This is a genomic window from Microcoleus sp. N9_A2 (assembly GCF_036701775.1).
Taxonomy (GTDB): Bacteria; Cyanobacteriota; Cyanobacteriia; order Cyanobacteriales; family Microcoleaceae; genus Microcoleus.
Window position 1 is genome coordinate 66,311 of sequence record NZ_JAUBRH010000023.1, and the last position, 19,421, is coordinate 85,731.

The 19,421-nt window shown below is 45.8% G+C and carries 18 protein-coding genes and 1 pseudogene; 11 read left to right on the plus strand and 8 right to left on the minus strand.

The window, feature by feature from the left end; all coding sequences use genetic code 11:
* Window positions 1-200: 200 nt before the first annotated feature.
* From QUA44_RS15560 to gor, 4 genes are all read right to left on the minus strand, one after another.
* Complete coding sequence (locus tag QUA44_RS15560; protein ID WP_333252250.1) at window positions 201-1,412, minus strand: DUF58 domain-containing protein; 1,212 nt, start codon at window positions 1,410-1,412, stop codon at window positions 201-203.
* Window positions 1,413-1,556: 144 nt separating this feature from the next.
* Window positions 1,557-2,519, minus strand: a complete 963-nt coding sequence (locus QUA44_RS15565) for a MoxR family ATPase (protein WP_333252251.1) — start codon at window positions 2,517-2,519, stop codon at window positions 1,557-1,559.
* 55 nt (window positions 2,520-2,574) lie between these two features.
* Window positions 2,575-3,111: an opioid growth factor receptor-related protein gene (locus QUA44_RS15570; RefSeq protein WP_333252252.1), complete on the minus strand. Its 537-nt coding sequence runs from the start codon at window positions 3,109-3,111 to the stop codon at window positions 2,575-2,577.
* Window positions 3,112-3,304: 193 nt separating this feature from the next.
* Entirely contained in the window at window positions 3,305-4,648 is a 1,344-nt protein-coding gene (gor, locus tag QUA44_RS15575; RefSeq protein ID WP_333252253.1) for a glutathione-disulfide reductase, read from the minus strand.
* 401 nt (window positions 4,649-5,049) lie between these two features.
* Here gor and QUA44_RS15580 point away from each other — a divergent pair, with 401 nt between their 5' ends.
* Entirely contained in the window at window positions 5,050-5,814 is a 765-nt protein-coding gene (locus tag QUA44_RS15580; protein ID WP_333252254.1) for an ABC transporter ATP-binding protein, read from the plus strand.
* A gap of 212 nt (window positions 5,815-6,026) precedes the next feature.
* Here QUA44_RS15580 and QUA44_RS15585 read toward each other — a convergent pair whose 3' ends face one another.
* From QUA44_RS15585 to tadA, 3 genes are all read right to left on the minus strand, one after another.
* Window positions 6,027-6,404 (minus strand): hypothetical protein, encoded by a 378-nt coding sequence (locus QUA44_RS15585; protein WP_333252255.1) that lies wholly within the window; start codon window positions 6,402-6,404, stop codon window positions 6,027-6,029.
* A gap of 147 nt (window positions 6,405-6,551) precedes the next feature.
* Window positions 6,552-7,280: a lysophospholipid acyltransferase family protein gene (locus QUA44_RS15590; RefSeq protein ID WP_333252256.1), complete on the minus strand. Its 729-nt coding sequence runs from the start codon at window positions 7,278-7,280 to the stop codon at window positions 6,552-6,554.
* 283 nt (window positions 7,281-7,563) lie between these two features.
* Window positions 7,564-8,064, minus strand: a complete 501-nt coding sequence (tadA, locus tag QUA44_RS15595; RefSeq protein WP_333252257.1) for a tRNA adenosine(34) deaminase TadA — start codon at window positions 8,062-8,064, stop codon at window positions 7,564-7,566.
* A 75-nt stretch (window positions 8,065-8,139) separates the two neighbouring features.
* Between tadA and QUA44_RS15600 the strand changes: the two genes are divergently transcribed.
* On the plus strand, window positions 8,140-8,736 hold the full coding sequence (locus QUA44_RS15600; protein ID WP_333252258.1) for a TerB family tellurite resistance protein: 597 nt from the start codon (window positions 8,140-8,142) through the stop codon (window positions 8,734-8,736).
* A 306-nt stretch (window positions 8,737-9,042) separates the two neighbouring features.
* Window positions 9,043-9,876 (plus strand): 1,4-dihydroxy-2-naphthoyl-CoA synthase, encoded by an 834-nt coding sequence (gene menB / locus QUA44_RS15605; RefSeq protein ID WP_333252259.1) that lies wholly within the window; start codon window positions 9,043-9,045, stop codon window positions 9,874-9,876.
* 235 nt (window positions 9,877-10,111) lie between these two features.
* On the opposite strand, the gene QUA44_RS15610 is transcribed toward menB, so the two are convergent.
* Window positions 10,112-10,414, minus strand: a complete 303-nt coding sequence (locus QUA44_RS15610; RefSeq protein WP_333309775.1) for a hypothetical protein — start codon at window positions 10,412-10,414, stop codon at window positions 10,112-10,114.
* A gap of 579 nt (window positions 10,415-10,993) precedes the next feature.
* Here QUA44_RS15610 and QUA44_RS15615 point away from each other — a divergent pair.
* From QUA44_RS15615 to QUA44_RS15650, 8 genes and pseudogenes are all read left to right on the plus strand, one after another.
* On the plus strand, window positions 10,994-12,208 hold the full coding sequence (locus tag QUA44_RS15615; RefSeq protein ID WP_333252261.1) for a transposase: 1,215 nt from the start codon (window positions 10,994-10,996) through the stop codon (window positions 12,206-12,208).
* Window positions 12,209-12,268: 60 nt separating this feature from the next.
* Complete coding sequence (locus QUA44_RS15620) at window positions 12,269-13,480, plus strand: SPOR domain-containing protein (protein ID WP_333252262.1); 1,212 nt, start codon at window positions 12,269-12,271, stop codon at window positions 13,478-13,480.
* A gap of 144 nt (window positions 13,481-13,624) precedes the next feature.
* The gene (locus QUA44_RS15625) at window positions 13,625-14,329 is read left to right on the plus strand and encodes a PspA/IM30 family protein (RefSeq protein WP_333252263.1); all 705 of its coding nucleotides are present in this window, start codon (window positions 13,625-13,627) and stop codon (window positions 14,327-14,329) included.
* A 1,063-nt stretch (window positions 14,330-15,392) separates the two neighbouring features.
* Window positions 15,393-15,941 (plus strand): annotated as a pseudogene (locus QUA44_RS15630) (reverse transcriptase N-terminal domain-containing protein); the annotation flags it as partial.
* A 55-nt stretch (window positions 15,942-15,996) separates the two neighbouring features.
* Entirely contained in the window at window positions 15,997-16,977 is a 981-nt protein-coding gene (locus QUA44_RS15635; protein ID WP_333252264.1) for a reverse transcriptase domain-containing protein, read from the plus strand.
* A 202-nt stretch (window positions 16,978-17,179) separates the two neighbouring features.
* Window positions 17,180-17,965, plus strand: coding sequence for a PspA/IM30 family protein (locus QUA44_RS15640; protein WP_333252265.1), 786 nt, complete (start codon window positions 17,180-17,182; stop codon window positions 17,963-17,965).
* Window positions 17,966-18,475: 510 nt separating this feature from the next.
* Window positions 18,476-18,766: a hypothetical protein gene (locus QUA44_RS15645; RefSeq protein ID WP_333309777.1), complete on the plus strand. Its 291-nt coding sequence runs from the start codon at window positions 18,476-18,478 to the stop codon at window positions 18,764-18,766.
* Window positions 18,767-18,878: 112 nt separating this feature from the next.
* Window positions 18,879-19,163, plus strand: a complete 285-nt coding sequence (locus tag QUA44_RS15650; protein ID WP_333252267.1) for a hypothetical protein — start codon at window positions 18,879-18,881, stop codon at window positions 19,161-19,163.
* The last annotated feature ends 258 nt before the right edge of the window (window positions 19,164-19,421 follow it).

Genomic DNA, 19,421 nt, shown 5'->3' on the forward strand with positions numbered 1-19,421 from the left:
CAGGAGATAAACCAGCAAACAGCACAAAAAAATCAGGCAGAAATTAGCAATGCGCCTAAAATCACTAGCGGAAAAATCCCACCGATAAGGCAACCAGTTAGCTGCCTCTAAAATCAGAGCAATTGGCAACGCAAAAAACCATAGTCCCGTCTGCCAGCCCCAAAAAATTACACTAACCCCCAAAAGAAGCACGGGCATTTTCATAGTTTCATTAACTCCTCTTGTATTTGACCTAGCTTTAAAATATGGCAGCTTGTTAAGTCATCTTTAATCAACTCTAAATTTAAGCTATCTAATTGAGCGTCTCGCTGTATTAAAATTAAAACTAAGGTATGGATACCGCGACTTCTCAGATAATTTACTAATCTTTTTCTAGGTTCGTTCCAACACAAAAATATACAAATACAACCGCTTAGCAGAGAGATTTTTTCCATCAAAACTGAGATGAGCGAGTCAAAATCTTTATCCTGACAGGCACCAACAGAGGCGAGAATTTCTAGCATTTTATCAGTAGAGTTCAGCCCTCTACCAAAGGTAAAACAATAAGCTTCTTGAACGACGAACATCAAATCCAATAAGGATTCATGAGTCTGAACTTCATAGCATAATGAAGCAGCAATAGAAATTGCCTCTTCTAAAATTTCACTATATTTTACACTTTGAAATGTATCCAAAATTAGGGCGTGCCTCACAAAAAATTCATCCTGTTCTTCTTTGACAATTGGCTTACCTGCTTTTGCCCAACTTTTCCAGTGAATTTGGCGTAGCGAATCTCCCGGTCGATAATCCCGCAGAGACCTAAACTCCTCGGAATCTCCAACGGATGAAGCTAATGTTACGCCACCTGATTGATATCTTCTTGAGCCAGGAAGCTGAATTGGTGGTAAATGATATAGTTTGGGTAAAATTAACAGAGATTGGGGTAAGGAAATTGTTTTACAAGCATTCCAAATCCCAAAAGGATCTGACCTAGTAACTGTTAGACCACTGAGGCGGATAACACCTCTGTAGGACGGCGTAATTTCACATACCACTTCTGTTTTGCTATTGGGTGGAAGAGGAGGCAATTCTATGGCTTTAGCTGTGGCACATTGTTTTCTATAAATTAGCCACAGCCAACGATAATAGCCGAAGTATTTATCCAATGAAGTGCGCTTTTTTTCACCGGGTTCAGGTGTTTCTATAAATTCTTGAAAGCTTGGGTATGTGTCGGAAAAATTTTCCCACAATTTCAGGTTATTTTGACTCTGGCTAGTTTTGTTATGAATGAGTATACGGTATTTTAAAGTGACTCCAACAGTTGCAAACTTTGACAACAACCGTACTGCATTGAAGCGGAAGCGAAAAAACTTACTAAAAATTATGGCTATTCCTATAATTGACAACAGGAAAGTAAAAATTTGATAAGTCACAGTCTGATTAGTATCTAATCCTAAAATTCCCGCTAAAAGCGTGCAGCTAAACACTGCTAACCCGTTGTTGGTCAATCGCTTCTTTCGCGATCGATTTACACGCGCACAGAAGCGAAAAACAGCGTAGAAAAAACGTTTCATTTTTTAGGCTGGTACAGGAATAGATTTGATAATTTCTTCAACAACACCTGGGGCCATTCTACCAGAAAAACGCGCTTGAGGTTCCATTACTAGGCGATGAGCGATGACTGATACCGCCTGTTCTTGAATATGTTCTGGCGTAACAAACTCATAGCCATCGAACAAAGCTAATGCTTGAGCAACTTTCATTAAAGCTATGGAAGCTCTGGGACTCGCCCCTAGTTGTACGCCTTCGGCTGAGCGAGTTGCATTGACGATATCTACGAGATAACGTTTCAATTCTTCACTAATTCTAACTTGCTTTACCTGCTGTTTTAAGCTAATTATATCCTCTAAATTAACGCAGGTTTGAAGTGTATCAATAGGATGTTGATGAATTTGATCTCCGAGCAGGTTAACTTCGTCTTCGGGCGAGATGTATCCTAGACTAAATTGAACTGCAAAGCGATCCATTTGGGCTTCAGGAAGCGGATAAGTGCCACGAGATTCTACTGGATTTTGAGTAGCAATGACAAAAAATGGGTCTTTAAGTTTTCGCAAATTTCCGTCTATGCTGACTTGAGATTCTGCCATTGCTTCTAGGAGGGCGGATTGGGTTCGCGGTGATGACCGATTGATTTCGTCCGCCAATATAATATTAGCAAAAATTGGGCCTTCGTGGAAATGGAAGGTGCGTTGATTGGGGTCGAGCATGGATATGCCCAAGATATCGGATGGCAAAAGGTCAGGTGTAAATTGAATGCGTTTAAAGGTGACATCGACGGATAAGGCTAGGGCTTTAGCTAGGGTAGTTTTACCTGTACCGGGATAATCTTCTAGGAGGACGTGCCCGCCACTCACAAAGGCTGACAGCAATTTCCTGATTGCTGCTGATTGCCCTTTCACCACTTTTTGAATGTTGTTGGAAATCCTTTGATAAATTTCTCTGCCCGACTGAGCGTGATTTTCTGTAATTGCTTTATCCATTATTTATTGTGTTCGTAGCGTTCGGTTACTGTCGCGCTGATTGGCTTCGATCGATTTAAATATTTACAGCATTTTTCCAATATGTATAAGTTTTTAAACCAATACTTTTTGGATTTTCATTATATATCTCATCCAAACACCTGAAAAGAGCTAAAGCGTAATTTTTTAATCCTAACTCTCTCAAACTTGTAAGAATCCTCGTCAGCCGCAGGTAGTTGTGATTAAATTGTTCAAGCCACTCTCTTTTTCTTGACAAATATTCGTCTGATTTGGCAATTACAATTTCTGCGTTTTCCCCTTCGCGGCATTCCAACCCGTAAAACGCCAGCATGACATTTAACGAATGGAGTAAGCGATTTTTCAACTCTTCACTCGTTCTAAAAGCTTGAATAACCTCATCATTTAAAGTCGGAGCACTGGAATTAAAGCGGCTCTTTTCTCTCAGCGGAAACAGCCATTGAATGTAATTGTGCACGGATTCCAGCTTCTGGTAATCCCACGACCAAATATCCTCGATCGCCCGACCTTGTGAATCAGGCTGCTGACCAAGATAGAATGCTAAAATTTTGTTTTGTTTGGTTGAATTACTCATTAATAAGGTGTTTTGTATCTAAATTGTATTTTTGGGCGGGCGGGACGCCCAACCCCTACACCCCACAACCAGAAAATTAAATTTTTGTGTGGAACAGGCATCCTGCCTGTTCTTCAAAATAGTTTTCTTGAGTCGGTTTTAACCGACTTTAGCTATTAGCCAGGGGTTTAAACCCCTGGCTGCTTCGCCCGCTTTACCGCAGAGTCACGAACTCTTCAGCAGTCGATGGGTGAATGCCAATAGTCGCGTCGAAGTCTTTCTTCGTAGCTCCCATATTAACAGCGATCGCCATTCCTTGAATAATCTCGCCCGCGTCTTTCCCCACCATGTGTACGCCCAAAACTCTGTCAGTATTAGTCTCAACGATTAACTTGACAAAAGTTTTCTCATCTGCACCTGTCAAAGAATGAAACATCGGTCTAAACTTGGCTGTGTAGCACTTAATTGATTCGGGAAACTTTGCTCTAGCCTGCACTTCGTTTAAGCCGACTGTAGCAGCTTCTGGCTGGGAAAATACTGCTGAGGCAACATTTTCGTGACTGATTGCTCTCGGATTGTTGCCAAATTCAGTATCGGCAAAAGCGCGGCCTTCGGCGATCGCAATTGGCGTTAAATTGATACGGTTGGTGCAATCTCCCACTGCAAAAATGTGCGACTGACTGGTGCGACTGTCTTTGGTAACTGCGATCGCACCTTTATCTGTTTCTACTCCCGCATTTTCTAAACCCAATTTTTCTAAATTAGGCTGACGCCCGGTAGCGCACAACAGCGCGTCTACTATTAGCGTTCCTTCGGATGTTCCCGACAGAGTTAATTTTAAGCCTTCTGGAGTTTTCTCAATGTGGTTGATCGAGCTTTCTGTCAAAATTTCGATTCCGTGCTTAATCATTCCTTCTTGCACGTTGGTGCAGATTTCTGTGTCAAAGTCGTTCAAAATTAATTCACGGCGGATGATTTGAGTTACTTGGCTTCCCAACCCGTTCATAATGCAAGCAAATTCGACGCCGATGTAGCCGCCGCCCCAAATTGCCAACCGTTTTGGCTGCTCTTTTATCAAGAAGATTTCGCGGGAAGTAATCGCGTGTTCAATGCCAGGAATCTCGACTCTGTGAGCTTCGCCACCGACTGCAATTAAGATTTTAGCAGCGGTGTATTTTTGATCACCAACTTCGACGGTGTGGGCATCGATAAATTTGGCGTATCCTGAGATTAATTCCACTCCGGCTTTTTCAAGAAAGCTGATGTGAAGTTTGCTCAACCGTCGCACTTCTGCATCTACGGTAGTGACGAGTTTTTCCCAGTCGAAGCTGCTTTCTACTGGGCTCCAACCGTACCCTACCGCATCTTCGTAAAGGTGCGAAAATGTTGAGGCGTAAACCATCAGTTTTTTGGGGACACAGCCGCGAATTACGCAGGTTCCGCCTACTAAGTCATTTTCGGCGATCGCCACTTTTGCGCCGTAGGATGCTGCTCGCTTGGAACTCGCCAATCCGCCGGAACCTGCACCTATCACAAACAAGTCGTAGTCGTATGTCATAATTGTCTGTACTTTCCTATTTCCAACTTACCAACTTTACTTAATTTTTCTTAATGATATCTCAAAAATTCGCCTTTTTTTTTTCGAGGTGATGGCTTGACTTGTTGCCTTTTACCTGATATTATTAAACAATAGAAATCTGTGCAAAATTTTTATGATGGTTCACACTCCCATTATTAGATTATACATCAAGCTATCGCCAAAAAACATATCAAAATGTTAAATTTTTCCCGCGAAAGTTAGCAGAGTTCTCGGAATTTTTAACCGCAGATGACACAGATGTACGCAGATAAGTATAGAGGTTCTGTTGATTAGCCTCGAAACTGCCGTCACCCCGATCGCGAAAACTGATGGAAAGTGTTAGCTTAGTAGTTAGTTGTGTCGATCGCACATAAAAACAAATGCCTGAACTACAAACCCAGACCCACCCAGACCTCCAGCAGCAAGACACCTCAAAACCCGTCATCGTCGGCCTGCAAGACGTAACAAAAGTTTACGGCATCGGCGACTTGGAAGTGCGCGCCCTAAACGGTGTAAGTTTGACAGTCACGCAAGGAGAATATTGCTCAATTATGGGCGCATCGGGTTCGGGCAAATCTACAGCCATGAATATTATCGGCTGTCTCGATCGACCTACCAGCGGCAGTTATTACCTAGACGGCGTAGATGTCGCCCAAATGCCCGAAGCAGAATTAGCCGGAATTCGTAATTTAAAATTAGGTTTTGTCTTCCAACAATTTCACCTGCTAGCTCAATTAACAGCCTTAGAAAATGTCATGTTACCAATGGTTTATGCAGGCATTCCAGCAGCCGAAAGACGCGAACGCGGCGTAGACGCTTTAACGAAAGTAGGCCTGCAAAGTCGGCTGCAAAATAAACCGAATCAACTATCAGGAGGACAGCAGCAGCGGGTAGCCATCGCCCGCGCGATTGTCAACCGTCCGGTATTGTTGCTGGCTGATGAACCAACAGGTGCATTGGATACTAAAACCACTCAAGAAGTAATGGATATTTTTACAGAATTTAATGAAAGCGGCATGACTGTGGTGATGGTGACTCACGAACCGGAAGTAGCGCGCCAAACTCGCCGCGTTGTCTGGTTCCGCGACGGTCAAGTTATTCATAATAATCTCGATCCGGCAGAGCTTTCTCACGCAGTATTTTAAGTTTTAAGTATTTTCTACTCGTTACCAGGCTCTGCCTGGTAATGCAGATCCGGAGGCTCTGCCTCCTTGTCACCCAGCGAGGCAGAGCCTCTAGATATCGGTTCCCAGGCTCTGCCTGGGAACCAGTTAAACGCAATTTTCACGAATTTTGTTCAACCTGCAGAGGCAGGTTTTGTTTGTATAGACGCGGTTTCAACCGCCCTGTCTTTTTATTAAAAAGCACTCGGAAAAGCAGCCCAAACTCGATCGACAAAATCTCTAAGTTGCCGAGAAGCTATCGCACCATCCTTTTTCTCAGACTCCAGAGACTGCAACTGACTCAACAGCGAAATTACCTCAGTATCCAGCGCCGCCCGAAACAAACTCAACGGCCAAAGCAAATCAGCACCATCTCGCAAATCCGATAAAGTGTATTCTTCCGGCCACTTTTGCGACAAATCCTTCCCCGATACCAATCCAACCAACATTAAAGGGCGCACCCAACAAATTTGACGTGCCTCAACCACTTGAATTACCTCTGAATGCAGGCACGCATTTCCACATTCTAAACTGACAATTTGACCGGGTTTAAAGTTCAAAGCACAATCCATTAATACTGGCTCTTAATACAGATATAACTAAGTAAAATAAGTGCCGCAACTCTCGACAGCACCAAACAATATTATATCACAATTACTTATTCCTTCGGTCAACTGCCAACTATCAACTATCAACTGTCAACTGCCAACTGCCAACGGTCAACTTTCATCAAGATTTTTAAGAGCCATTTCGAGTTCAGCCGTCAACAATCGTGCTTCTTTTTTACCGCCGCCACAATTGGCATAATCCGCCACGGCAATTGGAGAACCGATCGCAATTTTCACTTGACAACCCCATTGAGGAATGCGCGGGCGATAGCGAATACTCATCGGTACAATTTTCACTCCCAAACCCGGTTGGCTCAACTCTGCCTGCATTGCCAAACGAGCCAATCCAGGCTTAATCGGGTGAACTTCGCCATCCTGAAAAATGCCGCCTTCGGGAAAAATCACCAACATTTGCTTGTCGAGAAGCAATTCCACCCCATAACGGAGACTGCTAATTGCCGGATGCTTGATATCCACAGCAAACCCTCCCAAATGTCTGATGAACCAACCTTGCAGTCCTTTCACTTCATCAGCAGTTACCATAAACCGCAAATCGCGTCCAGTCACCATCTGTCCGGTTGAATAGGGCATCATCAGGGCATCCCACCGGGAGCGGTGCGTAGGGGCTAAGATGACAGGCCCGTCTTTCGGCAAGTTCTCCTGTCCGGTTATCTCAATCTTGCCAAAATGAAACGGTAGGACAACATAGTGACCTAGCGGATAGAGCAAGGAGGTTAACCAAGGAGAAACGCGAGAGGTATTAGATGCTACCTTGGCAGGCATTGGCTTCACTAGAGATGATTTACTGGACTCAACGGCGATCGTGGCGGTGTGGGGCATAGCAATTAAGCTGCTCTATCGAGATCTAAAGTCTAAAGTAATTTGTTGAACAAAACTTTAGTTTTTGGATCGGGACACTTTTGCTATTGGCATTATGCCGATCGAGCGATCGCACCCGCAAGAGATCATCTGTAACAGGTAAAACCTCAGCCAACCGGACAGCACTAATCCAGAGCAGTCGGCCGCCTCGAAAACTCGATCGGGCAATTACGGATCTATTATTTCAGTTAAATGGTCAATTTCGATTAAACCTCGCCCAGAAGAGAGTAAAAAATTTTACCTGTTAATTTTTCCGGCGCGCTTCAAACCAACAAAGCAACTGATCGCGGCAAACAGACTCCATAATACCGCCGAGCACCTCTAAGTAGTGACAGGAATACGCGCTATCGGGAATATTAGCAGCAGTCCGAATCGTGCCAGTTTTCGGGTCATCTGCTCCGTATACCAGCAGACGAATCCGAGCTTGGACGATCGCACCAGCGCACATCGGGCAAGGTTCCAGCGTTACGTAAAGCGTGCATTGGTTAAGATGCCAGTCTTGCAAAACTTGGCCGGCAGCCCGCAAAGCCAAGATTTCAGCGTGAGCAGTCGGATCGCAATCTCGCTCTCGCCGATTTTGCGCTTCCGCAATCAATTTGCCAGTACCGTCAACTATTACAGCACCCACGGGTACTTCACCCGCATCACCGGCTGCTTGTGCCAGTTCCACAGCCCTAGTCATCCAGCGTTTGTGAATAAAATAAGTAGTATCACTAATAGACAACGGCTCAGCTTTACAATTCACGTCATACCTAAGTAACAGAAAAACTTAAGATCGATAAATAAAGTTACATTACAGCTTAATCGAGAGTCTTTAATTATGGACACCACCACGATCACCGCTGAAATTGTTGAGCTGTTGTGCCGCATTAGCCGGCAAAAGCTGCGCGAACAAGATATCACTCCTTTGGTAGTGTTTCTGACTGCTCTGATTTCCATCCTGCGCGGAGTCATGATTATTGACAGGACGATCGCAGTTGAAGAAGAAGAACGGCTACAAAAGACTCTCAAAGCCTTTGCCAGCGGCGACCGCGATCGGGTAGAACTAATTCAGCGCCTTGTCAAAGGAGTCTCCAAACAGCAGGTTTACTTCAACCCGACGGAATTGCTAACCCTGACAGCTTTGTTCTCAGAATCAGAAAAACTGTTGCTTATAGGTTCCGGCTACGAAATGTCAGCGGCCGACGGACACATCGATATGCGTGAGCAAATGTACTTACAGTCGATCGCAAATCGGCTCGGCCTCGACTCCAGACACATTGCAGTCATAGACACTTTATTTACTAAAGAAGGAACCCTTGACTCACAAGCTTTTGCCGAAGTTCAAGCTTTACTCGATCCCAGCGAATTCGAGTCCCGCGATCCGGTATTTGGCAAAGCAGCAAAGCACTTGCTGAGTATTTTACTCCGCAAATAATCCAGCACATATAAATTTTGGAGCAGTAAAAGTCCTGAGAAGAGTTCGAGGATTTGACGCTGTGTCCATTTGAGATGGGAATTGCGCGCTCTTACATTCAAAAACCAGGTTGTTTAACCCCTATCAAGAGCGCTGCACGGAGTATGTTGGTGAAAAACCTGGTTTCTGCCTAAGTCCCGCTTTATTTTTTGGGCAAGAGTCGATCGACCCTTGTATCCCATTGAACCGAATGCCTCTAAAATCTAAAAGCGACTTGTCGCTGCCTTGATTGACTCAGCTCAATCTCAAATCTCAAATTGATTGATTATGCAAATTGAATGGCAAACCGCCAAAATCTACGAAGACATTCTCTATCACAAAAGTGGTGGCACCGCCAAAATTACCATCAATCGACCTCACAAACGGAACGCTTTCCGTCCCAAAACCGTGCAGGAACTGTGCGATGCCTTTACTGATGCCCGCGAAGACACAAAAATCGGCGTTGTCCTTTTCACAGGTGCGGGGCCTCATACAGACGGCAAATACGCCTTTTGCGCCGGCGGCGACCAAAGCGTGCGGGGTGCGGCGGGATATGTAGACGAAGGTGGCATACCCCGGTTGAACGTGCTCGACTTGCAGAAGTTGATTCGATCTATGCCTAAAGTAGTAATTGCTTTAGTTGCAGGCTACGCAATTGGAGGGGGTCACGTTCTGCACTTAATTTGCGACTTGACGATCGCTGCTGACAATGCTATTTTCGGACAGACCGGCCCCAAAGTCGGCAGTTTCGACGGTGGTTTCGGAGCTAGCTATCTTGCCAGAGTCGTCGGCCAGAAAAAAGCCAGAGAAATTTGGTTTTTGTGTCGCCAGTACAGCGCACAGCAAGCCCTAGAAATGGGTTTAGTCAACTGCGTCGTGCCCGTCGAACAACTAGAACTAGAAGGGATTCAGTGGGCTGCAGAAATTCTCGAAAAAAGTCCGATCGCGATTCGCTGTTTGAAATCTGCTTTTAATGCCGACTGCGACGGTCAAGCCGGTTTGCAAGAACTGGCGGGAAATGCCACTTTGCTGTACTATATGACCCAGGAAGGCGCCGAAGGCAAACAAGCCTTTTTGGAAAAACGGCAACCTGATTTTAGTCAATATCCTTGGCTGCCATAGCGGGATGGAGAAATCAGTTTTTTTTATGCGATCATATTTGCGCTCATATTAAAGTAGATGCTGCTGATTTTTATGAGTTAGTAAAGCCAAATGCACCCGATCGTCCAAAATTGTGACTATTGATACCAGTTCCCAAAAAGAATGAAACTGCTTTGTCAGATCCCAACCATGATAATGATCAGTGATTTCCCAATCGAAAATCGAAAATGGTATGACCTATGCTGCTGCCGACTAACTAAACCGAGACTGCGGCAGCGGATTTTTCGGTTAACGTTGTGCCTGTAAGCTGGCAGGCATGGCGCTCCGAAAGAGTGACGGTGGCATCCTGCAGCGTCAGAGTCGATTCTTGCCACAGTCCAATTTCTTCTATGTTTTCCCAAGATGACCTAAAAGGCGAAACCGCTAAAGCACAAGCTTTCCAGTGACTTTGAACCGGGCCGCTTAGTAGAGCGCAAACACCCCCGCGTCTGCCCTCAGGGGTATAGTGACGGCAGTGACCACAAGCTGAAGTTAAAGGTGAAGTTAAGGAGGTTTGCATAAAAGTTCTTAGGGAAATCATTTTCATCTCTAATTCTCCTTTGTAGAGCTAGCAGGTTTTAGAGCATCCCAGCCTTTATGCTGTCTGGGTTGTAGCGATCCCCGAAGCATAATTAAATTTTATAATTTATTTATAATCTCGTTATATATAGAAACAATTAGCTCTGTCGTTGCTCATTGTATAGGTAAAAACATAGGTTAAAAGTTTATAAAGCCGTTAGGGATCAAGAAAAAGTACAAATGCCCAACGAGTATGAGAAGTTACAAATAAGCGGTAGCTTAGAATACAAAAAGTTGCCGAGAGTGTCGGTAAGCTGCCTCCGGGACACACCAACAATTAAGTCTTAAAATGAAAATGAAAAGATAACATCCGGCGATCGACAGCAGGCGATCAAGCCCCTGTTGCATTGCCGCCAAAAGTAGCTAATCATAAAATAGGCAAGTTTTCAAGCTTCTTGTTTATATCTACCCAAATTTTGGGGTGAGAGCTTCGCCCATAAGCGGGCGACTTTAATTGGTTCTAAGAAATCCTTAGACGATTTGTAGACTTGCTGTATGCTAAGTCAAGGAGGTGAAGCAAGTGTTTAATTTGACGTTTGAATTTAAGTTGAAGCCCACAGCGACACAAATAGCAGTTTTTGAAGATTGGCTAGAACAGTGCCGCAAGGTGTACAACTATGCCCTAAGAGAACGCAAAGACTGGTACAACTCACGCAAATGTCAGATCAACTCTTGCTCCATTGGCTCCGAGTATATTATTCCTGCTGAGGTTCCTAGACCGACATATTCAAGTCAGTGCAAGGCTTTAACAGCATACAGGAAGACCAGTCACGCATTGCAGCGAGTCAACGCTCAGGTGTTGCAACAAACGCTGCGGAGATTGGAAAAAGCTTTCGTCAGTATGTGGGAGCAAAATCACGGGTTTCCTCGGTTCAAAAAACAGGGGGCTTTGAGGTCTTTGAGTTTCCCACAGTTGGGTGCAACTTTCCATCAAGGCAACCGCTTTAAATTGCCTGTAATTGGCTCGATAAAATTTTGTCAGTCGCGTCCCATGCCCCAGGGCGCAATCGTCAAACAAGCTCGCGTCGTCAGACGGTCTAGTGGCTGGTATATAATGTTGACTTTGCAATGGGATGTCTCAATTCCCGATATCATTCCTCATGGCAATCCCGTAGGAATTGATGTAGGGTTGACTAATTTGATTGCAACTTCTAACGGGCTTTTAATTAAACGAACGAGGTTTTTTGCTAACGCAGAACGCAAGCTTAAATTGCTGCAACAGCGCGTTACTAGAAAAAAAATCGGGTCAAATAATTGGAAAAAGGCTCAGAAAAAAGTTGCTTTGCTGCATGAATACGTGGCAAACTGCCGAAAAGATTGGCATCGCAAGTTGTCACATCAAATCTGTGATGACGCGGGTATGGTGTTTGTCGAAGACCTTAATCTGGTCGGACTGAAAGCGGGGATGTTAGGTAAGCACTGCTTAGATGCTGGGTTTGGGCAATTCTTCAACATATTGGAGCAAACTTGCTTTAAGCGCGGTGTGTATTTCCAGAAAGTAGATGCTAAAAAGACTAGCCAAATCTGTCCCAATTGCCTTAACGAAACAGGCAAAAAAGAGTTATCACAACGAACTCACTCGTGTCACAATTGCGGCTATACAACCGACAGAGATGTCGCAGCCGCACAAGTAGTTCTCAACCGAGGGCTTGCAGCCGTAGGGCATACGGTCAAGATGCTTGCTGAGGGTAAATTCATTGGAATCCCTGCGAAGCAAGAATCCCCACGCCTTTAGGCCCGGGAGTGTCAAAATCAAAACATTAAAATTAATTCAGAGGCGGTAGGAGTTTTGCTAATGAGTAAGCGTTCTTCGGTTGAATCCCCAAATCATCAATCCTCTTCAACCCCAATCAAGCCTGCTTTGCAAGCAGTCCTGGGGAGTCTAGATGTAAATCTAGAAGCAGAACTGACAACATACAGAAGGCACAGGCGGCGCGCCGAACAGTGGGTGTCGCCCTCAGTTCGTACCGGCAAGCAAACAGCTACAACCGAGCAACAGCTAGCCCAAAATTTGGCGCCGGAGACTGCGGAGGAAACCCAGCAGCCGCTATCGCTACCCCTATCCCTTGCCGGCACTCAGGGCGATGCCCCGCTAGCAACTACCAGGGGTGGCACAAAACTATCTAGCAGTGCCTTGGCACCCAACAAGTATCTCGAATCAAGCGAAAAACTGATCGAAAGTTTGGACGAGTCAAAAGCTGATCCTACGGTTGAACGCAGTTTAGCCGCCAGTTTGTTAACTCCCTTGGGACTGAGTTCGATGCTGCTGTTTTTGCTGTCGTGCACAGCTTTGGGCTACGCAGTCATGTACCCGTCAAATCTAGTTAAGATGGCAGGCCTGAACCGTTGGCTCGATAGCACCTCACCCTCTTCAAAGGACAGTCCCGCCTCTACTTCCATCTCAGATACCAGCACCAAGGAACTACCGAAAGCTCCAAATCTGGTATCCAAGGAATTTGTCGAGCTAGATTTGAGCACTCTCAGCAATGTTAAGCCGACAGTCAGCCCGATTCCTTCCCCGTCACCAAAAGCATCAATCCCGCCAACTCCGCCAGCGCCTCCGGGCCCCAGCGGGGCTGTGCCGATTCCAACAGAAGACGGCAACCCGCCCAGAGGCAGGGAACAAGGACTCAACAATCTGAGTACGGCTTTGCTTCCCACTCCCAGCCCTAGCGCCGCCCAGCCTGTGCCGACACTGCCGACACTGCCTCCAACACCCTCCCCAGCCGCCGCCTCCCCAGCCGCAGCATCCCCAGCCCAGCCTGCCGCGGCATCTCCCCTGGGAAGGCCTGCACGGGCCGCCGACGGTTTCTATTACGTTGTCACCGATTACACAGACGAAAAATCGCTGCAGAAAGCCAGAACCGCTGTTCCCGATGCCTACGTGCGGAACTTCTCAAAGGGTGTCAAGATCCAAATGGGGGCTTTGAACGATGCTGCCTCAGCAGAACGTTTGGCGAAAGAACTCCAAGAAAAAGGGGTGAAGCCACAATACTATCAACCATAAATTAGGTAAAGGGTGAAAAACTTTAACTAAATTGTTAGACAAAGCTAGACAATGAGGAATGTTTTGTCTAACACAAAATTGGTTTTGTAATTGTCAATTCCCAGTCCTAAATCTAAAATTTAATAAAATCGGGAGACGGGCAAAATGGGATTATTCGATCGCCTATGGCGAGTGATTCGAGCCAATATTAACAGTTTGGTCGGGGCAGCAGAAGACCCAGAAAAAATTCTGGAACAGGCTGTAATGGATATGCAGGAAGATTTAGTGCAGCTCAGACAAGCTGTGGCAGGGGCGATTGCAGCTCAAAAACGCACTGAACGCCAGTGTTCCCAAGCTGAGTCTACAGCAGCAGAATGGCATCAGCGGGCGCAGCTAGCTTTGCAAAAAGGCGAGGAAAATTTGGCGCGGGAAGCTCTGACGCGCAAGAAATCTTATCAAGAAACGGCAACGGCGATGAAAGCCAGTCTCGGACAACAGAACGCTGTTGTGACTAAACTTAAAGAAAATATGCGGATGCTCGAAAGTAAAATTTCCGAGGCAAAATCTAAAAAAGATATGTATATTGCCCGAGCTCGATCGGCTGCATCGTCGGAAAGGCTTCAAGAAATGATGGGCAATCTCAGTACCGGTAGCGCTTTGAGCGCGTTTGAACGCATGGAAGAGAAAGTCATGCAGCTAGAAGCTCGCTCCGAAGCAATCGCAGAACTCGGAACTAATGATTTAGAAAAGAAGTTTCTCTCTCTCGAAGGCGCCGATGATGTGGATACCGAGTTGGCGGCGATGAAAGCACAAATGCTTCCGGGCAACAATACACCCAAATTGCCACCGAGCGAGCCGCCCGCATCCTGAACCCCAGGCAACAGAACAAGACTCGGTACGAGCAAAAACTTCTCAACAGCCTAGCTAGAGATGGCTCGAAGCCTGTTGGGGAATTCTCGGATCGAAGTTAAACTCAATAGATAGGTGCAGTGCGATTCGTTGAAACGTGAATCACGGTGAAAGCCCGTACATAACGTTTCCAGCCACAAGGCTGAACTCTCGGTCTGATAAGGGTGCAAGTCCCTTCTGCCAGACTCAGGTATGACTCCCTATCTGCCCACACCGACCAAGCTCGATTCTTGGAGAGTGAAGCTCTTAACTGGACGCAATCAGACATCTAATGTGAGGTGACACTGGTGTTAATGGGGAGTTCCGATGGTGAAATTGAGCCTAGAAAAGTAACTTAATCTTGAGCGGGACACAGACCAAAAACTCCCGACTCCACTGGAGTTCATTCCCGCCGAATACTGCGCCAATATCGGCAAGAGTCCAGGGAATCCAGCAGTTAAAATGGCTCCACCTAAAGGAACAATCAATCTAACTGAGGGTAGGTGCAGTGCGATTCGTTGAAACGTGAATCACGGTGAAAGCCCGTACATAACGTTTCCAGCCACAAGGCTGAACTCTCGGTCTGATAAGGGTGCAAGTCCCTTCTGCCAGACTCAGGTATGACTCCCTATCTGCCCACACCGACCAAGCTCGATTCTTGGAGAGTGAAGCTCTTAACTGGACGCAATCAGACATCTAATGTGAGGTGACACTGGTGTTAATGGGGAGTTCCGATGGTGAAATTGAGCCTAGAAAAGTAACTTAATCTTGAGCGGGACACAGACCAAAAACTCCCGACTCCACTGGAGTTCATTCCCGCCGAATACTGCGCCAATATCGGCAAGAGTCCAGGGAATCCAGCAGTTAAAATGGCTCCACCTAAAGGAACAATCAATCTAACCGAGGGAACGAAGAAAAACGAGCTGAGGGTCAAGGGGAAGTCGAACCCTTTCGTAGGCTAGACGAGCAGCGGAACCCCCTTAGTTCGGGTAGGACAGACCGTAACTGGTCTGAGGTGTTCAGAAAACATAAGTTAGAGCAGCGCATGATTAGACACAACAGAAATGTTAGTGAATCTTGGAAGACGTTGACGTTACCTTGGAAGAAATTCCGAAGGGACTTATTTCGCCTACAAAAACGAGTGTTTAAAGCGATTCAGGTTGGAGACAAGCCCAAAGCGAAGTCCCTCCAAAAGCTAATTCTGAAATCTCGGGCTGCAAGAATGTTGGCGATACGTCAAGTAACTCAACTAAACGCTGGCAAAAAGACTGCGGGAATCGATGTCCAAGCCTCACTCACATTTGAAGAAAGGCTTGCTCTGAGTGAAGAACTCAGAGCCAAAAGTAACAACTGGAAACATCAGAAGTTACGTTCAATACCAATCCCTAAAAAGGATGGGAGTACCCGCCTCCTTAAGATACCAACTATCGCCGATAGAGCGTGGCAATGCCTCGCAAAATACGCGCTAGAGCCAGCGCACGAAGCTACTTTCCACGCTAGGAGCTATGGATTTAGAACAGGAAGGTCGGCGCAGGACGCGCAGAAATTTCTTTTCCTAAATCTAAACTCAAAAGCCCACGGAATAGAAAAGCGAGTCATAGAACTCGATCTCGAAAAATGCTTCGACAAGATAAGCACGCGCGAGCATAATGGAACGACTCATCGCCCCAAAAGGCATCAAGACCGGAATATTCCGCTGTCTAAAATCAGGAGTCAATCCAGAATTTCCCGAACAAGGAACCCCACAAGGGGGCGTGGTAAGTGCATTGCTAGCCAATATTGCTCTCAATGGGATTGAGGAAATACACCAATCAGTCCGTTACGCGGACGACATGGTAATAATTCTGAAGCCTAAAGATGATGCGGAGGCTATACTTGATAAAGTCAGCGAATTTCTGGCAGAACGAGGCATGAAGGTTAGTGAAAAGAAAACCAAGCTAACTGCTACGACAGATGGGTTTGACTTCCTCGGTTGGCACTTTAAAGTGCAGAACAACGGGAAATTTAAATGCGTTCCATCAGCGGACAATTTTAAAGCATTCCGTCAGAAGGTAAAACACATCGTCAACAACTCGAATTTTGGTGCTACGGTCAAAGCTGAGAAATTAGCCCCTGTAGTTAGAGGCTGGAGAAATTACCACCGCTATTGCAAGATGGACGGGTCGCGTAACTCGCTATACCACATCAAAATAAGAGCTTTCAAGGTATTCAATAAGGAACCAAAACAATCTCGATACACCAGCAAGAAACTGTTTGATAAAGCATTCCCATCGGTTCCTTACTCCGAAAACAAATTTGTCAATGTCAAAGGGGAGAAATCACCCTACGACGGAGACATAGCCTACTGGAGTGAGCGTAACAGCAAATTCTACGACGGCGACACCTCTAAAGCTTTAAAACGGCAAAACCATAAATGTGGAAAATGTGGCTTAAAAATGCTAGGCGATGAAAAGGTACATCTGCATCATGTAGATGGTTGCCATAGTAATTGGAAAATAAATAACCTTCTAGCGGTTCACGAAAGCTGCCACTATTATCTCCACATGAGCAAAGGCGCAAGCCAAGAACATCGGGAGCTGGGTGCGGGGAAACTAGCACGCCCAGATCTAACTGAGAGGTGCGGAGGATAATACCTCCTATCGACTCAACCTGAATAAGCTTGCCTGCATCACATTACTCGATCGCTTTAAACTGGATTTATCTGTCTGCAAAAATTGCCAAAAACTAAATCGCACTAAAAATCTGACAAGAGTGAATTTCACAACTGCGGGCTAGGGCTATCAAGCCTGCTTTCCGCCTACTTCGTACACCTCACCCAGGAAAAATAGCATTATGGGATTATTTGACCGCATTAGCCGAGTCGTCAAAGCCAATCTTAACGATCTGGTCAACAAAGCTGAAGACCCGGAAAAGATTTTAGAACAGTCTGTTACGGATATGCAGGAAGACTTGGTGCAGTTGCGTCAGGCCGTTGCCAGCGCGATCGCCACTCAAAAGCGCACCCAGACTCAGTACAATCAAGCTGAATCTCAGTCTAACCAGTGGCAGCAGCGCGCTCAGCTAGCCCTGCAAAAAGGAGACGAGACTTTGGCCCGGGAAGCGCTAGTTCGCAAAAAGTCTCACGCTGAAACGGCGGCTACGCTGAAAGCCAGTCTGGATCAGCAATCGACTCAGGTGGAAAGTCTCAAGCGCAACTTAATCGGTTTGGAGAGCAAAATTTCCGAAGCTAAGACTAAGAAGGATATGCTCAAAGCGAGGATATCCGCTGCTAAGGCTCAGGAACAGCTCAACAATACCATTGGCACCTTGAATACTGGCAGTTCTATGGCGGCTTTTGATCGCATGGAAGAAAAAGTTTTGCAGATTGAAGCTCGCGCGGGGGCTTCGGCAGAATTGGCGGCCGGCGGCAGCAATTTAGAGGAACAGTTCCGCTTGCTCGAAAGCGGCGGTGATGTTGACGACGAGTTGGCTCAGATGAAAGCTCAACTAACCGGGGGTTCTGTGTCTCAAGGTCAATTGCCGGCAGCGGGTAAAACGGCAGCAGCTAGTAGCTCGGAGTCGAGTCCGGTGATTGACGCTGAGTTGGAAGAATTGCGATCGCAGCTCAATAAAATGTAGTAATCTCTATCAAAATTTACCTATTTCTCAGATCGCAGGTTTGATAGAATGCTCCGCCGACCTACAGGGCTAGCTTGGGAGGTCGGAGTTTTTTTAGTCATTTTTAGATGCACAAAACATGATTATTGTCAACTATCTTTATATTGAGTTAAGGAATTAAGTGTTTAAAAAGTGATAGAGTAATTTTATTCCTTGCAAGAGGGCTAGGTTGGGAGGTCGGAGTGTTTTTAGTAATTGTTAAATACACAAAATAAAGTTGCTGTCAACTATCTTTATATTGAGTTAAGGAATTAACTCTTTCAAAAGTGATAGAGCAATTTTATTCCTTGCAATTGCGTCGGCCTCGTCTGATCGTAAGTGTAAATAACTATCGAATATGGCTAATCTGTCATGCCCGTGCAATTTTCTAGAGGCTTTTGTAAAATCAAGTTTTTCAAGGCATTAGCACTTGGTTTTTCAATTGCAGCTATTTGCCCCGCACTGCTATCAGCTCTAAGTGTTGGCGAGTCGATGGTTGGTACCGACTCAGGGGTGCAAGCGCCAATTTTGCATGATAATTTACCGTCTCAATTAAAACTAAATCAAGAAACAGCAGACGATCGCGATCGGCTTCGTGATTTATACTCGGGTTCTGAATTAGATAGAGGCAGTAAAGAGCAAGAAAATAGCATCCCGGAATTCGATCAATCCACCCAAGGTGAGGCCGCAGACACTCTCCCTCAATTGCCGAACCGAGGAGAAAATAGACACGAATTTCCGATTCCTAACCCGCGGCTGCCAAATCCGGCTCCTCTCCCATAACCCGCGTGGCCAGCGCCCTTGCTTTCATGCGAACAGCTTTTGCCGCCTGCTGTTCCCCCACTGGCACAGCCTGCAGAATTGCTAAGATTCCGGGTACGATCAAAGTCGATCGATGGCAAGTAGTTGGCAGTTGATTTACCGCGAGCCGATCGTGCAAAATCCGAGAAGAGAAATCGCGATCAATATTGGTACCTGCAGTCGAGAAAGGGATACATCTTTGCTGGGAAAGGATTTTCCGCTGTCGCCGGAAGCAGATAATCGGTGTAGAACTTGGGTTGCGGTGCTGAGGCTATTTCAGGATTTTACTCAAAGGGGAGAGAGATGTCTTGGCGGCGCGATCGCAGTTCACTCTGGGAGTGGCAGCATTTGGCGCTACGGTGAGCAGCAGCAGCCCTGACAGTCGATTTTTGACCTGGCTGGGTCAATTGCAGTATGTGCGTTTGTTGGCTACTGATACCATTTTTATAAAGTTATGCTAGACTTATCTGAAAAGTAAAGGAGCACATTAAAATGTCTGGTCGTCCTCATATAACGATTGCCGAATCTGTAGAGGTATTGCTAGAGATTCGGAAACAACCAAAAAGAATCTTAGCATATAATAAAGTTCAAATGCTTTATTTATTTCAGTCAAAACAAGTAGAAACAGTCCGAGAAA